This window comes from Lignipirellula cremea, assembly GCF_056501455.1.
Genome location: NZ_CM151415.1, coordinates 1,379,303 through 1,400,560 on the forward strand (window position 1 = coordinate 1,379,303; position 21,258 = coordinate 1,400,560).

The 21,258-nt window shown below is 63.2% G+C and carries 16 protein-coding genes; 5 read left to right on the forward strand and 11 right to left on the reverse strand.

Translation table 11 applies throughout. The annotated features are described in order from the left end of the window. Nucleotides 1-79: 79 nt before the first annotated feature. The 5 genes from SH602x_RS05385 to SH602x_RS05405 all read right to left on the reverse strand — a co-directional run bounded on the left by SH602x_RS05385 (nucleotide 80) and on the right by SH602x_RS05405 (nucleotide 3,879). Entirely contained in the window at nucleotides 80-664 is a 585-nt protein-coding gene (locus SH602x_RS05385) for a carboxymuconolactone decarboxylase family protein (protein ID WP_479475817.1), read from the reverse strand. Nucleotides 665-788: 124 nt separating this feature from the next. After that, on the reverse strand, nucleotides 789-1,745 hold the full coding sequence (locus tag SH602x_RS05390) for an alpha/beta fold hydrolase (RefSeq protein WP_479475818.1): 957 nt from the start codon (nucleotides 1,743-1,745) through the stop codon (nucleotides 789-791). 70 nt (nucleotides 1,746-1,815) lie between these two features. Continuing rightward, nucleotides 1,816-2,010, reverse strand: coding sequence for a carboxymuconolactone decarboxylase family protein (locus tag SH602x_RS05395; protein ID WP_479475819.1), 195 nt, complete (start codon nucleotides 2,008-2,010; stop codon nucleotides 1,816-1,818). Then, on the reverse strand, nucleotides 2,007-3,374 hold the full coding sequence (locus SH602x_RS05400) for a transposase (RefSeq protein ID WP_479472661.1): 1,368 nt from the start codon (nucleotides 3,372-3,374) through the stop codon (nucleotides 2,007-2,009). Before SH602x_RS05400 ends, SH602x_RS05395 begins: the two co-directional genes overlap by 4 nt. A gap of 55 nt (nucleotides 3,375-3,429) precedes the next feature. Beyond that, entirely contained in the window at nucleotides 3,430-3,879 is a 450-nt protein-coding gene (locus SH602x_RS05405) for a carboxymuconolactone decarboxylase family protein (RefSeq protein WP_479475820.1), read from the reverse strand. A 212-nt stretch (nucleotides 3,880-4,091) separates the two neighbouring features. Here SH602x_RS05405 and SH602x_RS05410 point away from each other — a divergent pair, with 212 nt between their 5' ends. Next, a complete protein-coding gene (locus SH602x_RS05410) occupies nucleotides 4,092-5,705 on the forward strand; it encodes a sigma-54-dependent Fis family transcriptional regulator (protein WP_479475821.1) in 1,614 nt (537 codons plus the stop codon). Between the two features lie 153 nt (nucleotides 5,706-5,858). On the opposite strand, the gene SH602x_RS05415 is transcribed toward SH602x_RS05410, so the two are convergent. Continuing rightward, nucleotides 5,859-6,335, reverse strand: a complete 477-nt coding sequence (locus SH602x_RS05415) for an integrase core domain-containing protein (RefSeq protein ID WP_479475822.1) — start codon at nucleotides 6,333-6,335, stop codon at nucleotides 5,859-5,861. Nucleotides 6,336-7,121: 786 nt separating this feature from the next. Between SH602x_RS05415 and SH602x_RS05420 the strand changes: the two genes are divergently transcribed. Together SH602x_RS05420 and SH602x_RS05425 are read left to right on the forward strand one after the other, a co-directional pair. Then, a complete protein-coding gene (locus SH602x_RS05420; protein ID WP_479475823.1) occupies nucleotides 7,122-9,398 on the forward strand; it encodes a glycosyltransferase in 2,277 nt (758 codons plus the stop codon). A gap of 38 nt (nucleotides 9,399-9,436) precedes the next feature. Then, on the forward strand, nucleotides 9,437-10,918 hold the full coding sequence (locus SH602x_RS05425; protein ID WP_479475824.1) for a glycoside hydrolase family 130 protein: 1,482 nt from the start codon (nucleotides 9,437-9,439) through the stop codon (nucleotides 10,916-10,918). A gap of 15 nt (nucleotides 10,919-10,933) precedes the next feature. Here the strand turns inward: SH602x_RS05425 and SH602x_RS05430 are convergent, their stop codons facing one another. Together SH602x_RS05430 and SH602x_RS05435 are read right to left on the reverse strand one after the other, a co-directional pair. Continuing rightward, nucleotides 10,934-12,001 (reverse strand): glycoside hydrolase family 130 protein, encoded by a 1,068-nt coding sequence (locus tag SH602x_RS05430; RefSeq protein ID WP_479475825.1) that lies wholly within the window; start codon nucleotides 11,999-12,001, stop codon nucleotides 10,934-10,936. Further along, nucleotides 11,998-13,125 carry a Gfo/Idh/MocA family protein gene (locus SH602x_RS05435; protein WP_479475826.1) on the reverse strand — a complete coding sequence of 376 codons (1,128 nt, stop codon included), beginning with the start codon at nucleotides 13,123-13,125 and terminating at the stop codon, nucleotides 11,998-12,000. Before SH602x_RS05435 ends, SH602x_RS05430 begins: the two co-directional genes overlap by 4 nt. A gap of 163 nt (nucleotides 13,126-13,288) precedes the next feature. Here SH602x_RS05435 and SH602x_RS05440 point away from each other — a divergent pair, with 163 nt between their 5' ends. Then, nucleotides 13,289-13,615, forward strand: a complete 327-nt coding sequence (locus SH602x_RS05440) for a hypothetical protein (RefSeq protein WP_479475827.1) — start codon at nucleotides 13,289-13,291, stop codon at nucleotides 13,613-13,615. Between the two features lie 84 nt (nucleotides 13,616-13,699). Here SH602x_RS05440 and SH602x_RS05445 read toward each other — a convergent pair whose 3' ends face one another. Together SH602x_RS05445 and SH602x_RS05450 are read right to left on the reverse strand one after the other, a co-directional pair. After that, nucleotides 13,700-13,942: a hypothetical protein gene (locus tag SH602x_RS05445; protein WP_479475828.1), complete on the reverse strand. Its 243-nt coding sequence runs from the start codon at nucleotides 13,940-13,942 to the stop codon at nucleotides 13,700-13,702. Nucleotides 13,943-14,922: 980 nt separating this feature from the next. Next, complete coding sequence (locus SH602x_RS05450) at nucleotides 14,923-15,675, reverse strand: trypsin-like serine peptidase (RefSeq protein ID WP_479475829.1); 753 nt, start codon at nucleotides 15,673-15,675, stop codon at nucleotides 14,923-14,925. 380 nt (nucleotides 15,676-16,055) lie between these two features. Here SH602x_RS05450 and SH602x_RS05455 point away from each other — a divergent pair, with 380 nt between their 5' ends. Continuing rightward, a complete protein-coding gene (locus SH602x_RS05455; protein ID WP_479475830.1) occupies nucleotides 16,056-16,184 on the forward strand; it encodes a hypothetical protein in 129 nt (42 codons plus the stop codon). 88 nt (nucleotides 16,185-16,272) lie between these two features. Here the strand turns inward: SH602x_RS05455 and SH602x_RS05460 are convergent, their stop codons facing one another. Continuing rightward, nucleotides 16,273-21,228: a carboxypeptidase regulatory-like domain-containing protein gene (locus SH602x_RS05460; RefSeq protein ID WP_479475831.1), complete on the reverse strand. Its 4,956-nt coding sequence runs from the start codon at nucleotides 21,226-21,228 to the stop codon at nucleotides 16,273-16,275. Nucleotides 21,229-21,258 lie beyond the last annotated feature (30 nt).

Genomic DNA, 21,258 nt, shown 5'->3' on the forward strand with positions numbered 1-21,258 from the left:
AAGTCCTTTCGAATGAATGCTGAGAGGGGCGAAATCGGGTGGCTGGTTCGACCAAGCATCCCACCGGCCCGCAAGTCGCTTAATATGTCGAACAGGCAGGGGCCTCGCAGTTCGAAGCGAAGCAGCCGGCCACTGGCTCGGCCTTGGGGATGTCGAGTTCCGTATCAGCCACGTTGTTGAGGAAGTTAGTGAAACAGCCCAGCACGACGCTGGCGACGATCTCCACGATGTCGGCATCGCCGAACCCGGCTTCACGAACCGCAGTGAGTTGCTGGTCGCTGACCTTGCCCCGACTTTCCAGCACGCTGTTTGCAAAGGTGAGAGCCGCCTTGGTTCGACGGTCGTCTGAGTGGCCGGTACGACCCGCCAGTATGTCGGCGGCAGACAGGCCCGCTGAAGGAGCAACGGCGCTCAGGATCGACGTGCAGTAGTCGCAGGAATTCGTTTCGCTGGTCGTGAGCTTGACCTGGTTGTGCAGCTTCGGACCGATCTGGGCTCCACCCATCGCCGTGCTGAAGGCGAGAAAGCTGTCGAGCACGGCGGGCGAGTTCGCCATCACTCGGGAAGTATTGGGGATGACGCCGAAGGCTTGCTGCACGGTGTCGAGCAGTTCTCTGGTGCGGCCTTGAGCGACTTGCGGGTTGACGGAATTGAGGCGTTGCATGGTTCTTCTCCAATTGGAAAGGGGAATACTGGGGAGCGACTGAGTCAGAAACAGAACTGGCTCGTCAGTTTGAGAAGGGGGGCGCTTTCACCAGCGTGCTGCTGGTCCGTTGATCGCTGTGCGGCTATTGGAGCCGCTGTTTGCCCAGGAATTCTCGAATCCTCGCGGTGATCTCTGCCCCCTCTTCTTCCAGGGCAAAGTGCCCCGTATCGAGCAGATGGAACTCCAGGTTCTTGAGGTCCCGCTTGTACGGGTGCGCTCCCGCTGCCGGGAAAATCTGGTCATTCTTTCCCCACACGATCAGGGTGGGGGGCTGATGCTGGCGGAAGTACGCCTGCCACTGGGGATAGAGCGGAGGGTTGCTGCCGTAGCTGTAGAACAAGGCGAGTTGAATCTCCTGATTGCCGGGGCGGTCCAGGAGCGGCTGCACATGGCCCCAGGTGTCCGGACTGATAGTCTCGACGTTGCGCACGCCGTGGGTGTACTGCCACTTCGTGGCATCGAGCGTCAGGAACGCCCGCAGTGAATCCCCTTGCTTGTCCGAGCGGTCTTTCCAATACGCCTTAATCGGCTTCCAGAACTCATTATCGAGTCCCTCGTCGTAGGCATTCCCATTCTGGACAATCAGCGTTTGCACACGTTCCGGGTGCTTCACGGCGAGTCGATAGCCGACGGGTGCGCCGTAGTCCATCAGATAGATCGAGTACTTCTTCAGGCCCACCTGCTCGGTGAACTTCTCGATCACGTTCGCCAGGTTGTCGAAGGTGTACTCGAACTCCTTGACGGACGGAGCTGAACTGCTGCCAAAGCCCGGATAGTCCGGGGCGATGACGTGGTACTTGTCCGCCAGCGCCGGAATCAGGTTGCGGAACATGTGCGAGGAGGTCGGAAACCCATGCAACAGGAGCACGGTCGGTGCATCCTTCGGACCGGCTTCCCGGTAGAAGAGATCGAGTCCATCGACCTTGACTGTGCGATGTAAGACTTGCGTAGGTGCGGTGGATTTCGGCTCGCCGCCGTATGCGGACGTGGCCAGCGTGACGAACGCGACTACGGGTGCGAGATGCTTGAGCGAGTTCATCGTTGGATACGCCTTGCCGATGAGAGATGGATTGGGAAAAGGATGCGAAACGAAGGGACGTCTTTGGGGCCTATCGCGTCTCGTCGCACCCAGGGATCGACGCACACACTTCGTGGTGATCGACGATCGGCTCGACCCTGGGGAAGTCGATGTCCGTGTCGGCGACATGGTTGAAGTAGTTCGTGAAGAGGTTCAGCGCGACGTTCGCCACCACTTCGGCTAGCAGTCCGTTGATTTCCCTGTTCGCGAGAGCCTGAGCGTTCAAAAGGTCGCTGAGCGTCGAGGCATCAGGAGCGGGAGCCGGACGGCGACCGAGATGCTTAAGATCGCTCGATGCGATCCGACGGCGAAATCAGCGAAGCTGGAGAGCCCAAACGCGGCGGAAAGCGCTGCTCCCAGTTCTCCGAACTGTTTCGGCTTACCGGCGCCGAGGAGTTGGCGCAGGATCCGTCCCAAGTTGTAAGCGACGGCGGCGACGAGGTAGCGCTTGCGGATCTTGGCCAGCCCGCGAAGCCAGGTTCTCCTGCCGCCGCCCGTTTCGAGCACGTGCGCGAACGTCCGCTCGACCTTCTCGCTTCGTAGACGCTGCAGCCTGCGACCGCGACGTCCGCGCGCGTTCCGGCGATTGCGACGATAGGCCGCCTGACGACTCGGCGGCTTGCGTTTTCGCTTCCGAGACTTCGCTCGCTTCGGCTGCGGAATATACGTCCGCACGTGCGTCTCGTGCTGCAGCCGGTCGAGCGACTCTTCGCTGTGATAGCCCTTGTCCGCCGCGACCTCTTCCACGTCGCAGCCCGTGCCCGCCTCGCGCAGGTTCGTTCGCGCGGCGTTCACGGTATCTTCGATCGTCCGGCAGTCGCCGGCGGTCCCTTCGTAGACTTCCGCCGCGACGATCACGTCCGTCTCCAGATCGACGGCGTGTTCGACCTTGTACTTGAGATGCGTGCGACCGTCCTTCATCTTCCCGATCCGAGCGTCGGGATCGTGCGGATTGACCCACTCGTCGTTGGAGACCTTCTTGTCCTTCCGCTTCCTGTCGAAGCGGCGCAGCTCCTCGTCGTCCGGGTCGCTTACGCCCGTTTCGGCTTCGTAGAGCTTGCGAACGTACTCCTGCCAGTCGTCGCCGTTCTCCCGGCGGACGATCGACTTCATCGAAGCGTTCGCTTCGAGATCGCTGGCGTCGACGCCGAGCGTTTTGCCCTTGAGCAGACCCTTCTCGTGGCAGAGGCCGAGAACCAGGTCGAACGCGAGCTGATGGATCTCCAGCGGCAGCCGGTTTCGCGTCAGCGTGAGCGTCGAATGGTCCGGCGTCTCCTCGCCGGGACCGAAGCCCAGGAAACGGGCCAGCGAGCGACTGTCGTCGCAGCGCCAGGCGATGCCGCGCTGGCTGTCGATCCCCTCGAAGTAACCGATGAACAGCATCCGGAAGTAGACGCCCGGCGCCAGGCTCTTTCGCCCCGTCGTTTCGTAGTACGGAGCGGCCGCCTCTTCGAGCCGTCCGTCGAATTCGATCTCGGCCAGCAGCCCGTTCAGACGGTCGTAGAAGACGTTTCGCGGACCGCTCCCCAGCTTGTCCGTCGGAACCCAGAACGTCCCCTGCGTCTCCCGCTTCCGCTTGCCCAAGCCCATCGCGATTCCTCCCCCGCGTCGAGATCACGCGAGGATAGCGCAGGCAGGGCGAAAATCAACGGGCTGCTAGCGCGGCGTCATCGAGACCCGCCGCTCGAGCGCTCGCCAAATCGAGGTCGGTGACCCGGCCCCGTTCGTCGACCACGCGGCGGGAGAACTTCAACAGCGCTTCCGCCTTCGGATCGACAGCCGTTCCGCGACGGCTATCCATGATCTGCTCGGCCGTCAGCCCTACCATCTTGCCGATCGTCGAGTGGGCCGCGAGACAGTAGTCGCAGCCGTTGACTTCCCCGACCGTCAAGGCGATCTGTTCTCGCTGTTTCGCGGACAGGTTCCCTCTGCTCAGCGCTCCGCTCAGGGACAGGTACCCATCCAGGACGGCGGGGGAATTCGCCATCGCACGCGTCATGTTGGGGATCAGCCCCAGCTTGCCTTTCAGAGCGTCGAGCAGTTCTTTCGCCTTTCCAGAAGCAGACTCAGGATTGACTTGGGAGATGCGTGGCATGGTCGAGACCTTTGCAGAACTGTGCGGACTATCGTTCCCAAGCGGACGGCCGGCTGGTGATGACTCGCTACTAATTCAGTTCCCGTGCCAATTGCCAAGAAAGACACAAGTCCAATCTATGTAATGTTTTGCGAACTTCTTCAGATCGCACGACAATTCGTTGATCAACGAATTGTCGTGCATGCGTCACGAGATTTCGTTACTCTCAGGTGATGGCGGACATTCAGAATACGTCGGGAATCGTAGGTGATCCCAGGAGCATCCTCCTGGAGTTGGCAGACCTGCATCAACTGTCGGAGCTTCTTCCGCTGGCGGTCCGACGACTGGCCGAATCTCCGACCGTCGCACTGGCTCGCGTCTGGTTGATTCAGCCCCCGAAGACAGGCGACTGCGCGGCTTGCCGCTTCGCTAGCGAATGTTCTGAACGCGAGCGGTGCCTGCACCTGGTGGCAAGCGCCGGGCGATCAATTCAGACGCACGAGACCAATTGGCAGCGTGTGCAGGGGGCGTTTCGACGATTTCCAATCGGGATCCGCAAGGTGGGAAGGATTGCCGCGACCGGCGAGTCGCTGGAAGTGGCGAACATGGCTGGCGATCACCCGTGGGTGGCCGATCCGGATTGGATTCGTGAAGAACAGATTCAGTCGTTCGTGGGACATCCCCTCCGGCACCGGGGTGAGGTGCTAGGTGTGCTGGCGCTGTTCTCGCGTGCCCAGCCGGGACCGACTTGCTTTGCGTGGTTGCGGATGATCGCGAATCATCTGGCCGCCGCGATTGCGAATGCCCGGGCATTGGAAGAGATCGAAACCCTCAAACAGCGTCTGGTGCTGGAAAACGAGTACCTGCGGGAGGAAGTGACTCAGGCCGTAGCCTTTGGCGACCTGATCGGTCAATCCCCCTCATTTCAGGCCGTGACCCGTCAGATCGAACTGGTGGCTCCGACCAATTCCGCCGTGCTGATTCTGGGTGAAAGCGGCACCGGCAAAGAGGTCGTTGCCCGCGAGATCCACCGTCACAGTCAACGCTCCGAGCGACCGCTCATCAAAGTCAATTGCGCCGCCGTTCCTCGCGAACTCTACGAAAGTGAGTTCTTCGGGCATGCGAAAGGGGCGTTCACCGGCGCGCTGCGTGACCGGGCCGGACGGTTCGAACTCGCCGATGGGGGCACCCTGTTCCTCGACGAAATCGGCGAGATCCCGCTCGACCTGCAAGCGAAGCTGCTACGCGTACTGCAAGAGGGCGAGATCGAACGGATAGGCGAAGAGCGAACGCGGCGGATCAACGTGCGGGTGATCGCTGCTACCAACCGGAACCTGCGGGCAGAGACGGAAGCTGGACGATTTCGCCAAGACCTGTTCTATCGATTGAGCGTCTTTCCGATGGAGTTGCCGCCGCTTCGTAAACGCGTCGAAGATATCCCACTCCTGGCGGAGCACTTCCTCGCGCGGTTCTCCCGCCAGCTGGGGCGGCACACCCCTCGACTCACGCTGGCCAATGTCCAGGAGTTGCAGCGGTACGACTGGCCGGGCAATGTGCGCGAACTTCAGCATGCCCTGGAACGGGCCTGCATCGTCTCCACCGACAGGAAATTGCGATTCGACTTGGTGATGGAGCCGCTGAAGCAAAATGCCAAGCCATCCCAAATCGAGGCTGAGCAAGAAATCCTGACCGACCAGGAGCTGCGGCAGTTTGAAGCCAACAACATCCGCGCAGCGCTGACCGCGTGCAAAGGAAAGATTTACGGGACCGAGGGTGCCGCAGCGCTGCTCGGGATGAAGCCCACGACGCTCGCTTCACGAATTAAAGCGCTCGAAATCATCAGCTGATCCTGCGCTCCATGGTTATGCCGCCCCCAGAAAGTAGCGCTTGAGCCGCCCTCCCAACCGCTCGCGGCAGACGATCCGCAACTTGGTCTCGTCGGAGTCGCTTTCTGGATTTGCCGTCGCCCGACGATGCACGGGAGGCTCATTTCCCAACGACTAGTGCGGCCTTTCCTCGCGGTAATGTTCGACCATTTCCGACACGAGATGATCCATGTGCTGCTCGCCGAACACGACGAAGTAATCGAGAACTTCCTGCTGCAATGTCTGGATGAACCGCTCGACGTAGCCGTTGGTGTTCGGGGACCGAAACGCGTTCCGCTTTCCCTCCGCGCCGGCAGCGTCGATGGCGCAGGCGAGGGTGACGAAGGATTCGTAGACGGCGTCGTGGCGACCTCGACGGTCGCCGACGCGGCGATGCTGCTTCAGCCACGCGATCGTCCGCTCAACCAGCCAGCGGTAGCGACCGAGGCCTGCGGGCGAGTTTTTCCCCGTTGCGGGATCTCGGCTCGTCCACCGCAGAGATCGAGCAGGCCGGGCAGGTCTTTCGACGTGTAGCCATGGTCGGCGCGAACGAGTCGCGGTAACTCTCGCGGCCTGCCCGGCGCTCCGCCGATGCCCCAATGTTCCCTGCACGTGGTAACGGCTTCGTGACTGCGCTCAAATGCGTTCACGATCACCTGCCGAAGTGCTCCTTCTCAATACGTCCGTCGCGGATCTTCCTCTCCCGGTACGGGGTACGCCTCTTCGCATAGTTCGCGGACGAGTGCCTCCGCCTCTCGTCGCCTCTCGACGATCCTGGTAGGCGCAGAGTCTGGTCTCGGCCAAGCTGGTTTCTAGAATTCCTCGTCATCGCTTCCACCAAGCCGCCGGCGCAAAAGGTCGACGATCTTGTGGATCGACAGTAGGTTCGGGGGGTAACGAATTCCGCCACGTGCCTCTCGGACGCTACGTCGGTCAATTCATAGCCGTGGTTGATCAGCGCTGCCGCTTCGTCCGCGCTGAACGCGTCCAGGTCCGTTCGGATGCGCGCGATGAACTCTTCAGCGATCGCCTTGGAGTATCGTCCGCTAGCGAGCGTGGCGCGGGCGTATGACGTGCGGCTCGATGAAAACGAGCGCCATTGTCGTGAAACAGGCGACCGTCGCGGCAGGCCACCAGGCGAGCGTAGCCGTAGCGTGGAAGGCCGAGTCTGCGAACCCGGCGCCCACAATTTTGAACCTCTCGTCGAGGAAGCGGGTGGCGTCGCGACAGCCGCTCAGCGCGCGATCGTCGAATACTTTCCACGGTCTCGAGCGTCAGGAGCCACTTTCCGTGATCTGCTCGCCGTTCTGATAGACTGTCGGACATTCATCCGTCGCTGATTTGTAGCTTTCGGGATTCCGAGCAGATTCGTGACGAGCCGCCCAAGGCCGAGGGAAAATGCCGCGTGATTCCGAGATTCGAAAGATTGCGTTAGTCGGGGACTACCTGCCGAGAAAATGCGGCATCGCGACGTTCACGCACGACATGCATGCGTCGCTGGCGGGGCGCTTTCCCGACGTCGATTGCTTCGTCGTGCCGGTGAACGACCGCAGCGAGGGATACGATTATGACGCGGAAGTTCGATTCGAAATAACAGAACGCGACCTCGACAGCTATCGTCGCGCGGCTGATTATATCAATTTCTCCAATGCCGATATCGTCTGCCTGCAACACGAGTACGGCATCTATGGCGGCGTCGCGGGGAGTCATATCCTGGGCCTGCTTCGGGATCTGAGGATTCCCGTCGTCACGACGCTTCACACCGTCCTGCAGGAGCCCAACGCGGATCAGCGTCGTGCGCTGACGCAGCTCGCGGGCCTGTCGGCGCGAATCGCGATCATGACGGAGCGGGCACGCACGTTCCTGATCGAAATTTACGGAGTGCCCGACTCCAAGATCGACGTCATTCCGCACGGCATTCCCGATACGTCGTTCGTGCCGCCCGACCTGTTCAAAGAGCAGTTCGGCGTCGAAGGGCGCCTCGTCGCGCTGACGTTCGGCCTGCTCTCCCCGAATAAGGGGATCGAGCACATGCTGCGCGCGGTACCGAAGATCGTCGAGGCGTTCCCCGATTTCGTCTACATGATCCTGGGCGCGACGCACCCCGAACTGGTGCGACAGCACGGCGAACGCTACCGATTGAGCCTGGAGCGGATCGCTCGCGACCTCGGCATCGAGAAGCACGTCATCTTCTACGACCGCTTCGTCGAACTGGACGAACTCACGCAGTTCATTCGTGCCGCGGACGTTTACGTGACGCCGTATCTGAACGCCGCGCAGATCACCTCGGGAACGCTCGCCTATTCGTACGGATGCGGGAAACCGGTCGTCTCGACCCCGTACTGGCACGCGGAAGAGTTGCTGGCCGAAGGTCGCGGCGTGCTCGTTCCGTTCGCCGATTCCGAAGCGTTGGCCCGCGAGATCTGCGCACTGCTCGGCGACGAGCCTCGACGCGTCGCGATGAGCGAACGGGCCTACGCCGAAAGTCGGGAGACCATCTGGGCCCGTTCCGCCGAACGCTACATGGAATCTTTCCAAGAGGCCCGGCTGGCCTACCGCGAACATTCCGATAGCCCGTCGGCGATCCGGACCCTCGCCGAACGGGAGGCGGCGCGTCCGGTCTGGCGCCTGGATCACCTGGCGCGCATGACGGACTCCGCCGGCATGCTGCAGCACTCGACGTACACGATTCCGAACTTCGCCGACGGGTACTGCACGGACGACAACGCCCGTGCGCTGCTGCTGACGGTCCTGCTCGAAGAACTCGGTCAGGAAAGTCCGGAAGTCCGCCGCGTCGCGACGACTTCGGCGGCGTTCCTCCAGGCGGCGTTCGACCGGGACCGAAGCCGGTTTCGAAACTTCATGAGTTTCGAACGGCGGTGGATGGAAGACGTCGGTTCGGAGGATTCGCACGGGCGGGCGCTGTGGGCTCTCGGAGCGTGCGTCGGACGGTCGAAACATGCCGACCTTCCCGACTGGGCCGCCTCGCTCTTCGAGCTCGCGTTACCCCCCATCGCGGAGATGACCTCCCCGCGCGCGTGGGCGTTCGGCCTGCTTGCGCTGCATGAATACGGACGTCGCTTCGGCGGGAATCGATTGGCCGGCGATGCCCGCGCGAGCCTGTCGGCACAGCTCCTCGATCTTTTCCGGCGAGCCTCATCCGCAGAATGGCCTTGGTTCGAAGAGGTGCTTTCGTACGACAATGCGCGACTTCCGCAGGCGCTCATCGCCACCGCCCGCGACAGCGACGACGCCGAGCTGCTGACGATCGGACTGGCCTCGCTCGAATGGCTCGTCAGCGTTCAGCGGGCGCCGCAGGGCCACTTCCGGGCGATCGGCTCGAACGGCTTCTATCGCCAGGGGGAAGAGCCCGCCCGCTTCGATCAGCAGCCGATCGAAGCCTGCGCGACGGTCGCCGCCTGTCTCGAAGCTTACCGGGCGACTGAAGACCGACGCTGGCTCGAAGAAGCTCGCTCGGCGTTCGAGTGGTTCCTCGGTCGCAACGATCTGGGCGTCGATCTCTACGATCCGACGACGGGAGGATGCTGCGACGGCCTCCACGAGGATCGCGTCAGCCGCAACCAGGGAGCGGAGTCGACTTTGGCGTTCCTGCTCTCGCTGGCCGAGATGAACCTGACCGAAAGCTCTCTCGCGGGTTTCGGTCGGGCGCGGTAGGTTGCCGTTTCCGGTTTCGACGTATCGAGGGATCGCACATGTCTGCCACGATGGCGAAAGCTGCCTGCATGAACGTCAAACGAACCGGAATCGTCCTCAAGCCGAACAACTCCCGGGTGGTTATCCGGCCGTTCGAGCCGACGAGCGAACAGCGCTTCGAGAAGATCATCGCCCGCGTCGGATCGCTTTCCGAAGACGAAGTTGAAGTCCAACTGGAAGGCGTGATGCGGGAATTCCGCGGCCGGCATCAGCGGACGCGCGAGTTCTTTCTGCGCCGCTTCGACCAGGTCCGCAAATACCTGCTGACCGATCATTCGCTCAGCGAGAGCCGTCGCCTGCTGATCGGTTCGTACTTCACTCAGGAATACGCCCTCGAATCGGCGGCGCTGTTCAACCCGTCGATGGTCTGGCACCCCGATCAGTCGGGCCTGCCGGCGGGGTCGCGCAGGTTCGTCATCAGCCTGCGGGCGACCGGCGAAGGACACATCTCGTCGATCGGGTTCCGCACGGGCGTCATCGACGTCGCGAACCAGATCCGGATGGACGAGCCGAGCCGGTTCGTGACCGCGCCCGACCTCGTGCCGAACGCGCTCTACGAAAAGGTTCTGTTCCATCGCAAGCTGGTCGAACTGGCGGTCAACGGCCCTCTGACGGAACAGATCCTCGCCGCGCTCGGGGAACACTTCACGCTCGGGGAACTGGAACAGACGCTGAAGAACGTGCTGCGTCACAATCGGTCGCGACAGCGGGAGTTCGAGCCGATCGCGCACACGATGGTGATGCTGGCGAAATCCAACTATGAGATCCGCTTCTCTCCCGATCTGAACTTCTCCGAGCGGATCATCTTCCCTTCGTCGCCCAGCGAAACGAACGGCATCGAGGATGCCCGGTTCGTCCAGTTCACGCACGACGACGGTCGCGTCTGCTACTACGCCACCTACACGGCGTACGACGGACGGGTGATCCTGCCGCAGATGCTGGAGACCGAAGACTTTCTCCATTTCAGCGTCGATACGCTGAACGGGCCGGAAGTCCGCAACAAGGGATTCGCCCTTTTTCCTCGGATGGTCAACGGCCAGTACGCGATGCTCTCGCGGCAGGACAACGAGAACATCTTCCTGATGTACTCCGACATGCCGCACTTCTGGTACACGAAGGAACTCGTCGCAAAGCCCACGTACCCGTGGGAGTACGTGCAACTCGGCAATTGCGGATCGCCGATCGAACTTCCGGAAGGCTGGCTCGTCCTGACGCACGGCGTCGGGCCGATGCGGAAATACGCGATCGGAGCGTTCCTGCTCGATCTCGAGGATCCCTCGCGCGTGATCGGACGCTTGCCCGTTCCGCTGCTCGAACCGGACGCCAACGAACGCGAAGGCTACGTGCCGAACGTCGTTTACAGTTGCGGAGCGGCCCTGCACGGGGACTCGCTCGTCATCCCGTACGCGATGTCGGACTACGCGAGCACGTTCGCGACGGTCGAACTCGACGAAGTTCTAGGCGCGATGGTACCTGCCTGATCAGCGTCGCGACGTCTAACGCTCCGCTTCGACGAGCGAATCGAGCAGCGCCCGCTGCGAAAACTCGGCGACCGCCGTACAAGCGTCGGCGGCGCCGTAATAGACGAGCAACGAGTCGCCGTTCCGGATCAGCCCGGTCGGGAAGACGACGTTCGGCACGAAGCCCGAAAGCTCGAAATCGGCTTCCGGTACGAGAAACGGCGCCTGCGATCGCGCCAGAATCTTCGTCGGATCCTGGGCGTCCAGCAGCATGGCGCCGCCGTAATAGGTCCCGACTTCGCCGGGCGCCGTCGGCTGTCGATTGCCGTGGTACAGGGCCAGCCAGCCGTCGCGAACCGGCACCGGCGGACATCCTCCGCCGACGCGTCCCGACTGCCAGTCGCTCCCCGTCATCGCCAGAGGAGCATGCGCTCCCCAGTGGATCAGATCGGGCGACCGGGCGATCCACATCTCCGGTCGCGTGAAGGGCGTTCCGCAGACCGGCCGATGCATGGCCGCGTAGGCCCCGCCGATCTTCTCCGGAAACAGGACCACATCCTTGTTCTCCGGACAGAAGACGATGCCATGCCGCTCGAATGTCTGGAAGTCGGTCGTCGATGCCAGCGCCGTCGCCGGACCGTGACGCGACACGGCGACGTACGTGACGTAGAACCGACCGTCTAACGGAGTGATCCGCGGATCCTCGACGCCGTACTCTTCGTACTCGGCCTGAGGCAGAAAGATCGGTTCGCCGATCTCCCGCACGCTCCGCCCGTCTCCGCAACGGACCACGCGCAGGTGCGACGTGAACGTCAGCCGAACCAGACCGTCGGCTTTTCGTTTCACGACGCGAGCGTCGATCGGTTCCAGGCTGTTCTCGGGCGTCCAGTCCACCGTCGCGTCGCCCGCCTCGGTCCAGCGAGGCAAACCGATGAAGCCGCTTCGTCGCTCGCGCGGTCGCTCGACGACGCGCACGAGCAGCAGGACTTCGCCGTTCACTCGCACGGCGCCGGGATTGAACACGCCGACGACTTCGAAGTCGTCTCGGGAGGGCGAAACGTCTTCGGGTCGCAGGAGGAGCCTGGTAAACAGTCGCGCGGTCATCGGCCCGCCGTTTCGCGATGCGCCAGCGCGTCGGCTGCGCATGCCATCGCCAGCGAGTCGCGTCCGTTGATCTCGCTCACGATCCGTACGTGATTTCGATCGCGGATCCAGGCGGCCTGGTCCTCCATCATCGAACGCAGCAGCCGACCGTAGAGGGGCGACTTCGCCTGGCCGTCGCCGTAGGAAAGTTCGACGGTCTGGTACGCGTCGATCTCCTTTCCGCGCGCTCGACAAGCGCGGTCCTTTCCGCCGTAGGATGCCGCGACGTCCAGCCGTGCCCCGGGGAACATGTCGCATAGCTCGCGAGTCTGGCGTTCGTCGACGAGCGCATGAATCCGAACGCGCGTCGGAACCCAGTCGAACAGCGTCACGTCGCCGCGCTCGAACACCAGCCTCAGCTCCTGGCGGTCCATGCGTCCGGCCTGCTGGAAACCGTGATAGAAGTCCGCCAGCGCTCCGCTCTCGTAGCGGACCGTGGCGTGTACAGCTTCCTCGATCTCGGTCCCGGGCCGCACGCCGACCTGCGCCGCGACCACGTTCCCTTGCCCGAGCCAGCCGCTGAACAAGTCGAAGAAATGAACGCCGTGCTCGACGAAGATGCCCCCGCTGGCGCTTCGATCCCAGAACCAGTGCTCCGGCGGAAGATTCTCGTCCGACGCGAGATTCAGGAAGCTGCCGTGCAGCGGTTCTCCGAGCGTTCGGGCGGCGATCAGTCGCGAAACGGCGCCGAACATCGGGTTGTACCGCTGCATCAGATTCGCGACGAGCAGCCGGTCGCGACGTCGCGCGACGGCGATCAGCTCGTCCGCCTGCTCGACGGTGAGCGCGAGCGGCTTCTCCACGATCACGTGCTTGCCCGCTTCCAGCACCGCGAGCGCCTGCGGGTAATGGAGAAACGGCGGCGTCGCGATATAGACCAGGTCGATGTCGTCGCGCTCGAGAAGGTCTTCCGCCTTCTCCGCATTTTCGACGCCGAAGCGCTCAGCCGCCGCCAGAGCCGCGGGACGATGCGTCGCGGCCATGCCCGCCATTCGCACGCCGGCGACCTGGGTGAAGTGCTGCAGGGCGAACAATCCGAATCCGCCGCAGCCGATCACTCCCAGCCGAATCGGTTCAACTTCCATGCGATAGCCTTAATGAGCGTAAATGCTCGAGAGAGCGGTCTTGTCAGCGGTCGCCGCGAGGTTGCGGCAGGGGCGGACGGCTTCCGCGGAGACCTACCCATTGCGGATTGCGACGCTTCGCAGACGATGGGCGCGCTGCTTCACGCGTCAAGAGAAGGACTGAATGGAATCGCACGACGACATCGCTATCTGCATCGCCGGCGTCGTGCGAATCATTCCGCCGCCCGGAGTCGAGAACCTAGATCGCGTAGCCGACGAACGGTCGCGAGAGCGCTACCTGAAGTGCGTGGACCTGTTCGTCGACCTGGTGTGGGGGAGGCTGGAGAACCGCGACGAAGCAGAAGCGGTTGAAACAGGAATCCGCCACTACTACGGAACGCCGCCGCTAGACTGGCCCGGCTCCGCAGCGTCTGAAGTTAGCGACCCTTACTCTCAAGTCGATCTGCTCCTGGCGGAGATCGTCGAACGGTCGCGGATCTTACGGGCTTGAACGACTGAAGCGTTTTGCACGCTGCGGGCGAGTCGACAGGGACGTGAGGTCGAGCGGACGGGTCGTCGAAAACCCGTTTGCCTCTCAATCCTCGAATCGATATTCGGTTCCTGCTCGCTTTTGAGCTTCGTACCACTCGAGCAGCGATCCCTGCAACCTGCCTTGCAGGTGCAGGTTGTAAGCCGCTCTCCGAAGTTGCCGCTCTGCGGTATCGATTCCTTTGAAATACGCGGCGAAGTCGTTGTCGCTCGGATACGGGGCGCTGCGGGGCACGTCCTGCGACATCTCCTTGATGAACTCCCGCACCCGGTCCGTCTGCTCGCTCACGTTCCCCTCCCTCGCGACTGACTGTCGGCGCTCGGCCGAACCGCCTTGTAGCGTCGCCTTCGCCTGACCGCAAAAGAGCCCGCGAAGAGCAGACCTCTTCGAACTCTAGCAGTCTGTGCTCGCCAACGATAGGAGCAAGTCGAGGAGTCGAAGCGTTCCGACCCGTTGAGGGCACGAAACGACACGTCTCTGATCGAAGGCTCAAGGCCAGCGCTTGCACGCCAGGAAGTGCCCGCATCGCCGTCGACACTCGCCCTCGACCTTCAACGTCGCCTTCAACGTCGCCTTCGCTGTCGCCGGACGTTCGCCCGCCGACTGGTGATCGGCGTAGACGAAGTAGTCGCCTCCGCGGGCGGCGCATCCTGCGACTTGCGCCCCGCCGCGATCAGCCCCAGCGTTGGAACCGCGAAGGGCGAAGCGGTCCCCAGCGAGCGGTCGACTTTGGGCGTACGAAGTCTGCGGGCGAGGGACACGGAAGAGCTCGGATTGGAGTGCGCTTGGAACGCGTCGCGGATGCATAGGGACGTCGAGACGCCTGACGGATTCTGGACGTCAGGACCGCGATGGGAAAGGAGTCACGTTGCGGCGAACGGCGACTTCCGGTCGTCGCGCTGGCTCGAGACGGCTAACCGGATGCCGATGGCTATCGCCGTAGCCAGTGCACGACGTCCGCGTCGCCGCCAGCGTCCTGGATTCTCGTCGAGCCGCTCCCGCACGCCTTCCGCCGCGACTTGCCGAGCCGATTCCGTGTTGTTCTGCAACAGCCAAAGGTTTATCAGTACGAAAAGCGTCCTTCCGTCGCGATCGAATAGCTGACGAATCGCGAGATCCGCACGATCATCGCCCTGCGCGGCGAGGGGCTGCGGCTTGTATCAGATGGCCGTCGCTATGCTGTCTGGACGTACGACGGTCCGGCTGCATCTGGGTAACATCCCCGGGAAACCCGGGCTGGTCTCGAGCGGGCAGCTACGGGAACGACTCTAGCGCGCGAAGCCGACTTTGTTCTGCGGGTAACGCGCATCGAGATTGTTCGTCCTGCGAACTTCGTCCTGGCCTACTCGCGTACAAATCGATTGAGACGTTCCGAACCTGCGAGTGGCGAGCCCGTATGCGATCGCAGAACTGCCACTTCCTTTGCGATAGACGGGCGACCCGCTTCCCCCGTCGCCGAGAAATGCGCCAAGCACGAATGAACCGCTTTCGATGACCGAAGTCGTGCCGACTTCGTGCGTGAGAGTCAAGCCGCCGGATACCGGATACCCGGCGGTATCCAGATCCCGTTTCAGCTCCGCGTCGTCAGCTGCTTTCAGTACGAATACTCGCTTTCCGATTCGCCGATACAACGAAGCGTCCTTGAGCACGATCCATGCAACGTCTTCATTCCACGAACCGCTCCACTTGGGATTGAGCGTGTACGCGATGGGCGTTTCGTACGTGCCTCCGATCGGCGATCCGTTTCGGAGACCGAAACCGACGAGTATCGTCCGGACGGCCGGTTTTCCTGCCGGCCTTAAGACGTGTGCGTTCGTGAGGACGATGCGCGGGGCGACGAGGTAACCAGTTCCCTGAGAATTCGTGCCGTCGACGTAGGTGATATGGACGTAGCAGATTCCGGAATAGGGCCATCGCGTCGGATCAGCGACGAGTCCCGTCGGCTCGAAGCCGAGGGCGTTCGCTAAAGTTCCCCAAGGAGCGCTTGACCGCTTCCAGGCAACGTCGGCGATCTGCCGCAACGTCGAAGAAAGTCTCTGCTCGATCGGCGGAGCGGCGATCGGGACGAGGTCCGCCCCAGAGTCTTCAGGGTCGGGCTCGTCGATCAAGAGATGGCACGCGGCGATCTCAAGCGAAGAAATCAGCAAGGACTCCGCTGCTTGGGCCCTGCTCGCGATGAGCATGACTAGGAGGCAGACGGCAATCGACCCTCGAAAGCCCCTATGCATCGTGCACTCTCCGATTATCTCTACTCGACCGACCTCGCTACATCGACCCGGACCACCTGACGAGGCGCGTCGCATCGAATTGTAGCGATACCTGGCGAGTGCCCGCTACGTCATTGCCGGTACGTGGTCGGGATGGACGGCGGCCGACTGTTCGGCGGGCGGCCGTACACTCCTTGAGCAACCGAGCTGCCTACCTCCGGTACGAGATGGAGCAGCTGCACGATCGGGTTATCGCGCTCAAGGACGTCGTACCCATAGAGCCGATGAGCGGAAAGCGGTGGTGGCGGTTCTGGACCGCGTAGTCACGCGTGCTTGAATCCCGATTTGAGGCTGGCATCGCGAGTAGAAGGATGTAGAAGGGCGGGCGCTCCGCATCGTCAGGCTTCGCCGTCACTTGGCAGGAAAGCACGCGATGGACGCGTTTCGAGTCGCTCCGGGGGGAAGATCGTCTTCGAGCGAGTAGGTCTCTCGGATCGCCCCTGCGGCATCGATCCGCAGCAGGCGACCCTCTTCCCACCCCCACAGGCCTTCGCCGTTCGAGGCCGCGCCCTGCAGCGATCGATCGAGATCCGGCAGCCGCTTGCCCGTCGCATCGAACCTTACGATCCGCCCCGCACGTTTCGAGTCGCCCTCGTAACGATCGACGCCGACCCACATCTCGTCGCCGACCTCCGCCAGCCAGCGATTCAGCTCGCGACCGTCGACGTCGCGTGCATAAGAGAGTTCGAGCGACGTCTCGATCCCGTCTTCGTCGCATCGCCGAACTCGTCGGTCGGTCGATCCGCCCGATCCGTACGACTGCTCGACCGCCCACGCGACGCCGCGACGATCGATCGATAGCTCAGAGTAGCGGGAACGTCCCTCGAACGAGGTCGGGTAGTTGGCGACCTCGTTCCCGTCACGATCGGTCGCCCTGAGGCGTTCGCCTGCGAACCAGATTCGACGTCCGTCCGGTTCGAACCTCAGCGCTGTCGCTCCGCCCGGTCGAGCGCTCTTCAGCCGACCTTCGAGATCGAAGACGAGCGTCCAACCTGCGGACTCGTCGATTCCTCCGACGGCGATCAGTAGGTCTCCAGTCTGGGGATCGACGTCGCACGCGGCGATGGAAGGGACGTTCAATGCGAAGAGTTTTCGCCCGGTGCGATCGAACGCCGTGCAGGTTGCGAAGTCGCCGAGGACGTAAAAGCGGTCGCGCCGCGCGTCGACGACCGCCGTCGCCGTCGAGCGCTCGACGGGCAGTTCGCGAATCGTCTTGCCGTCGGCCCCGACGAAAACGACCTTCGGGCCGTGATCGTCGAGTCCCTTTTCGCCGGTGTAGGCGGACGACATAGATACGATCGCGGCGACCTGCATCGTCGATGCGAATCCGGCGTCGTCGACGCTCGTCCGCCACGCGACGAACGGGTCGACGTTCGTCGTTTCGCGTTCGACCTCCGCGGCGACGATTGCCTCGATCGCGGCTGCGTCCGAGCCGCGGTACCGAACGACGCCGTCCGCTCCGACGACGAAGAGGGTCGGCGAGACGAGTAGGTCGAAAGCGTCGCGGAAAGGCCCCCCCTCGCTTCTTCCGGCGATCGTCCAGTCCCACCTGTTCGCCTCAGCCATCCGCTGCGCCGCTTCGACCATCGGGTCGGTGGCGATCGAAACGATCTGTAGTTCGACATCGGTCGGCAGCTTTTTGCGCAGCTCGGCGAGGGTCCGCATCGTCGCCTCCGACGCACCGTCGCCGGGGTCCCAGAAGTTGAGAACGAATGGCCTTCCAGCGAGGTCGACGCTCGATAGAACCGTCCCGTCGGAGCCTCGGACGGCGAATGGCGGCAGCACGTCGCCCGATTTGAGGAAATCAATCCACTCGCCGCGAATCGTCCCCAGGTCCTGCGGTTCGGCGGCTGCATCGGCATCGTTGGCGTCGACGTCGAACGGGCCGTGCTCGACCTTCCCGACGTACGGACCTCGTAGGCCTCCGTCGTCCCCGACGTCGCCCTGCAGTCGAACGCTCAGTTCGTACGTTCCGGTCGGAACGTCCTCGACGCGAAACGTCCCGTCGGGCGAAATCTCGAATCCGAAGCGACGGTAGGCCGGGTCGTCATACTCCACCTTCGACGAGGCGATCATGCCGAACCCCGACCGCTCCCAAGCATGCGGCATCGGCGGATCGGGCGGCAGCACGATTCGGCCGATGACCGGGCGTCCCTCGCCGCCGAGTTGCACGCGTTTCGCTTCGCCGCTCTTTAGCTCGACTTCACGCATCTGGCGAATGGTCGACACGCCCCCGCCGCCCTGGCGAGTGCGCATGACGGACGTGTTGACCGTTCCCTTTCCTTCGGGCACCCGTTCGAACACCGCAACGCCCTTCTCGTCCGTCGTCGCGTACTGGTAGCGGCCGGAGAACCCGAAAGCAAGTTGAGGATGTCCGTGCGATTGGAACGTAAGCCGCTCAAACGCCTTCGGTTCGGCCCCTGAAAGCGCAAGGACTTCCAGCCGCGCCCAGCCTCGAAGCCGGATCGGCTCGCCCCGGCGGACATCGACCAACGACGCGATGCCGTAGCCCGCGTCGCCCTCGACCTGCAGACCGCCTTCCGCATCCGGCAACGGGGGGTATTCGATTTCGAAGCGTCCGCCCTCGTCCGTGACTGCTTTCAACTGCGTCCAGCGAATAGGAACGGTATCGGCCGGGGACTTCGCAGCGGACGGCGGAAACGTCAACTGCACCGGGATGCCTGCAACCGCTTCGCCGTCGGGACCGAGCACGCGACCCGTAATAGTCTTCGATTCGGGCGCAGGCTCCGGCTTCTCGTTCGCTGGCTTCAGGCGGACCGCAAACGTCTCGTGATGGTTCCGAGGCGGCAGCGGTTCCGAGGTCCAAGGTTCGTAGCCTTCGGCTTCGATTAGCAAGGACATAGGGTCTTCGTCGTGAGAACTCGATAGCTCGAACCGACCATCCAGGCAAAACGACGATTGCCTCGGAAACCAGCGCGAATTTCCCGACCCCCGGTCGATTAGAACGCGGAACGTCGCAACGCTTTGCGGAATGGGTTCGCCGGTCGCGTCGTCAAGGACGGTTCCGTCGACGGTCAAGGCGCGCTCCAGCTTGATTTCGTAAGCGCCGTCATTCAGCGGAAGTTCGTCGAGAGCGACATCGCCGGCAGGCACGTGTCCCTTTCCGAACACGGTGACCGCGAGACCTCGTTCCGGTGCATCGTCCCAGGTCGCCTCGCCGGCGGCGTCGGTCAGGCCCCGCCATTGGGTAAGGCCGAATCCTTCGACTGAGGAAGAATGAACGATGCCGTCCTCCAGCGGCTCGCCGTCGCCGTCGAAGACGCGAACGCGAATCGACTTGCCAGTAGTCAATCGAAACTCGATCGGGTCGAGATCGTTCGGGCCGTTCGGGATCGGCGCCGTTTGGGCCGCGTAGCCGTCCAGCGAAGCGACCAGAGCCGCATTTTCTTGATAGCGCGGCCTAAGGCCGATCATGCGGAACTTGCCGTCCTGGTCCGTCGTCGTACCTGACCCGAAAAAGCCGCGACCCTGATTCGCGGAGATTTTCACGCCCGCAAGCGGCTGGCCGGTTGCCGCGTCTCGAACGACGCCCTCGGAGGCTCGACCGCGAGGCACGACCGTCCGCTGATCCTGCGTCGATTCGAGCGCGACGAAAGAAGCGCCGGTCGCCGAATCGGGTACGTCCACCGACAGCACGCATGGCTTATCCGACTTGGGAATGCCGTCGAACTCCCATCGTCCCTCGGCATCCGTCGTTCCCTCGCCGATTCGATAATGCGAACCGGTGGAGACGGTTTCCGCCGAGGTCGCGGCGATATGGAACGAGGCGTTCGCGACGGGGGTTCCGTCGTCGAACACGACCGTTCCGCCGACTTTCGTACCGGGCTTCAAGCGGACGACGCGGCTCTTCGGGAACGACGCCCGCGGCTGGGTATCGAGGTTCACGAAATGAGGCGCAAACCCCTTCTTGTGGGCCCAAAACCTGATCGAAGCGGAAGCGGCTTCCGGGTAGTCGAAACGGACCTTGCCCTCTTCGTTCGTCGACCGCTTGCGATCCGTTGTCGCACCGCCTCGGCCGTACGTCGACATAATCAGCGCACGAACCTCCGCTCCCGCGATCGGCGAATCGTCTTTCGCGTCTAAGACCACGACTTCGAGTTCGATCGGCGGTTCGGGTTCGTCAGCGGCGACCGTGCGCGTCGTAAGGGCGACGGCGAAGCCACCGATCGCGATGACCGCTAAGCCGACGACCGACGTCGCTAGCCAGCCTCGCCTGCCGAGGGCTGCGGCGCGAACGTCGGAGGCGATCAAGCGGACTCGCTCGACCACGTCCGCTCGACGTGCCATCGCCAGTCCCGGTCCGGGCGGCGTCTCGGCGACCCGGAGCGCGATCTGTGCGAGCGATCGACCGTAGTTTCCGCGGTCTCCGAGCGTCTCGGCTGCGACCAGGTCGCTCACGCGATCGCAGGCCTGACGATGAGCGGCCGGCGCCCGCCATACCAACGGATGGGGCCAAGCGACGCAGGCCGCCAGACGGATCGCCAGATCCCACCAGGCGTCGCGACCTGCGACATGAGCGAGTTCATGCGCGAGAGCGGCTTCCCGTTCGGCGTCCGACGTCTCTTCGGCCATCGCTCTCGGCAGGAGGATCGTCGGACGAACAGGATCGTAGAGAACCGGCGACGACACGTCGGAGGACGATCGCACTTCCGGCAGCGGCACGTGCAGCCGCTCGGCGAGGCGACTTGCCGCCGCGAGCGTGACGTCGGAAGCGACTTCGGAACGAGCGACGATTCGTCGCACACGAATGGCGCCCAGCGCCAGGCGCGCTAGACCCAGCGCCGCTCCCCCGACCCAGACGAGCATAGCGAGCTGCGGCCAGTAGAACCGAGGACTGACTTCGAGCGACGGCTCCGCTTCGGGAATCGATGACGGTTCTGCCGGGAGAGGAGCCGGACTGGCAGGGCTCGGATCGTCGAAAGGAAGACGATCCGCCTCGGCCATGTCGACGATCGGTGCAGTCGAGCCTCCGGTCGACGTCGCGTACGAGGGTCGCGATTCTCTTCCTTCCTCTGAAGATTCTTCTCCTTCTCCGCTCGGCGGATCAGCCGCCGCTACGACAGGCTGAGGTTCGACGTTCGCCGAGCGCACGATCTCCCAGCGATAGAGCGGGGGAACGAATGCCGCGGCGACGAGACCGCAGGCGGCCACCGAAGCGACTCGCCATAGACCCACGCGCCACCGCGGGTTGACGGTGCGTAAGCTGAAATCGGCGAGCCATGCGCCGGTTGCCAGAATTGTCAGCTTCAGGATCAGCGTCGCGAGCCACAGCAGGGACGGTTCCATTCGTCATCCTCTCGTAATCGTGGCAAGCGC

Coding starts and splice junctions, on each gene's coding strand:
- SH602x_RS05385 (WP_479475817.1), bottom strand. CDS start 664: ATGCAACGCCTCAATTCCGTCAACCCGCAAGTCGCTCAAGGCCGCACC.
- SH602x_RS05390 (WP_479475818.1), bottom strand. CDS start 1,745: ATGAACTCGCTCAAGCATCTCGCACCCGTAGTCGCGTTCGTCACGCTG.
- SH602x_RS05400 (WP_479472661.1), bottom strand. CDS start 3,374: ATGGGCTTGGGCAAGCGGAAGCGGGAGACGCAGGGGACGTTCTGGGTT.
- SH602x_RS05405 (WP_479475820.1), bottom strand. CDS start 3,879: ATGCCACGCATCTCCCAAGTCAATCCTGAGTCTGCTTCTGGAAAGGCG.
- SH602x_RS05410 (WP_479475821.1), top strand. CDS start 4,092: ATGGCGGACATTCAGAATACGTCGGGAATCGTAGGTGATCCCAGGAGC.
- SH602x_RS05420 (WP_479475823.1), top strand. CDS start 7,122: ATGCCGCGTGATTCCGAGATTCGAAAGATTGCGTTAGTCGGGGACTAC.
- SH602x_RS05425 (WP_479475824.1), top strand. CDS start 9,437: ATGTCTGCCACGATGGCGAAAGCTGCCTGCATGAACGTCAAACGAACC.
- SH602x_RS05430 (WP_479475825.1), bottom strand. CDS start 12,001: ATGACCGCGCGACTGTTTACCAGGCTCCTCCTGCGACCCGAAGACGTT.
- SH602x_RS05435 (WP_479475826.1), bottom strand. CDS start 13,125: ATGGAAGTTGAACCGATTCGGCTGGGAGTGATCGGCTGCGGCGGATTC.
- SH602x_RS05440 (WP_479475827.1), top strand. CDS start 13,289: ATGGAATCGCACGACGACATCGCTATCTGCATCGCCGGCGTCGTGCGA.
- SH602x_RS05460 (WP_479475831.1), bottom strand. CDS start 21,228: ATGGAACCGTCCCTGCTGTGGCTCGCGACGCTGATCCTGAAGCTGACA.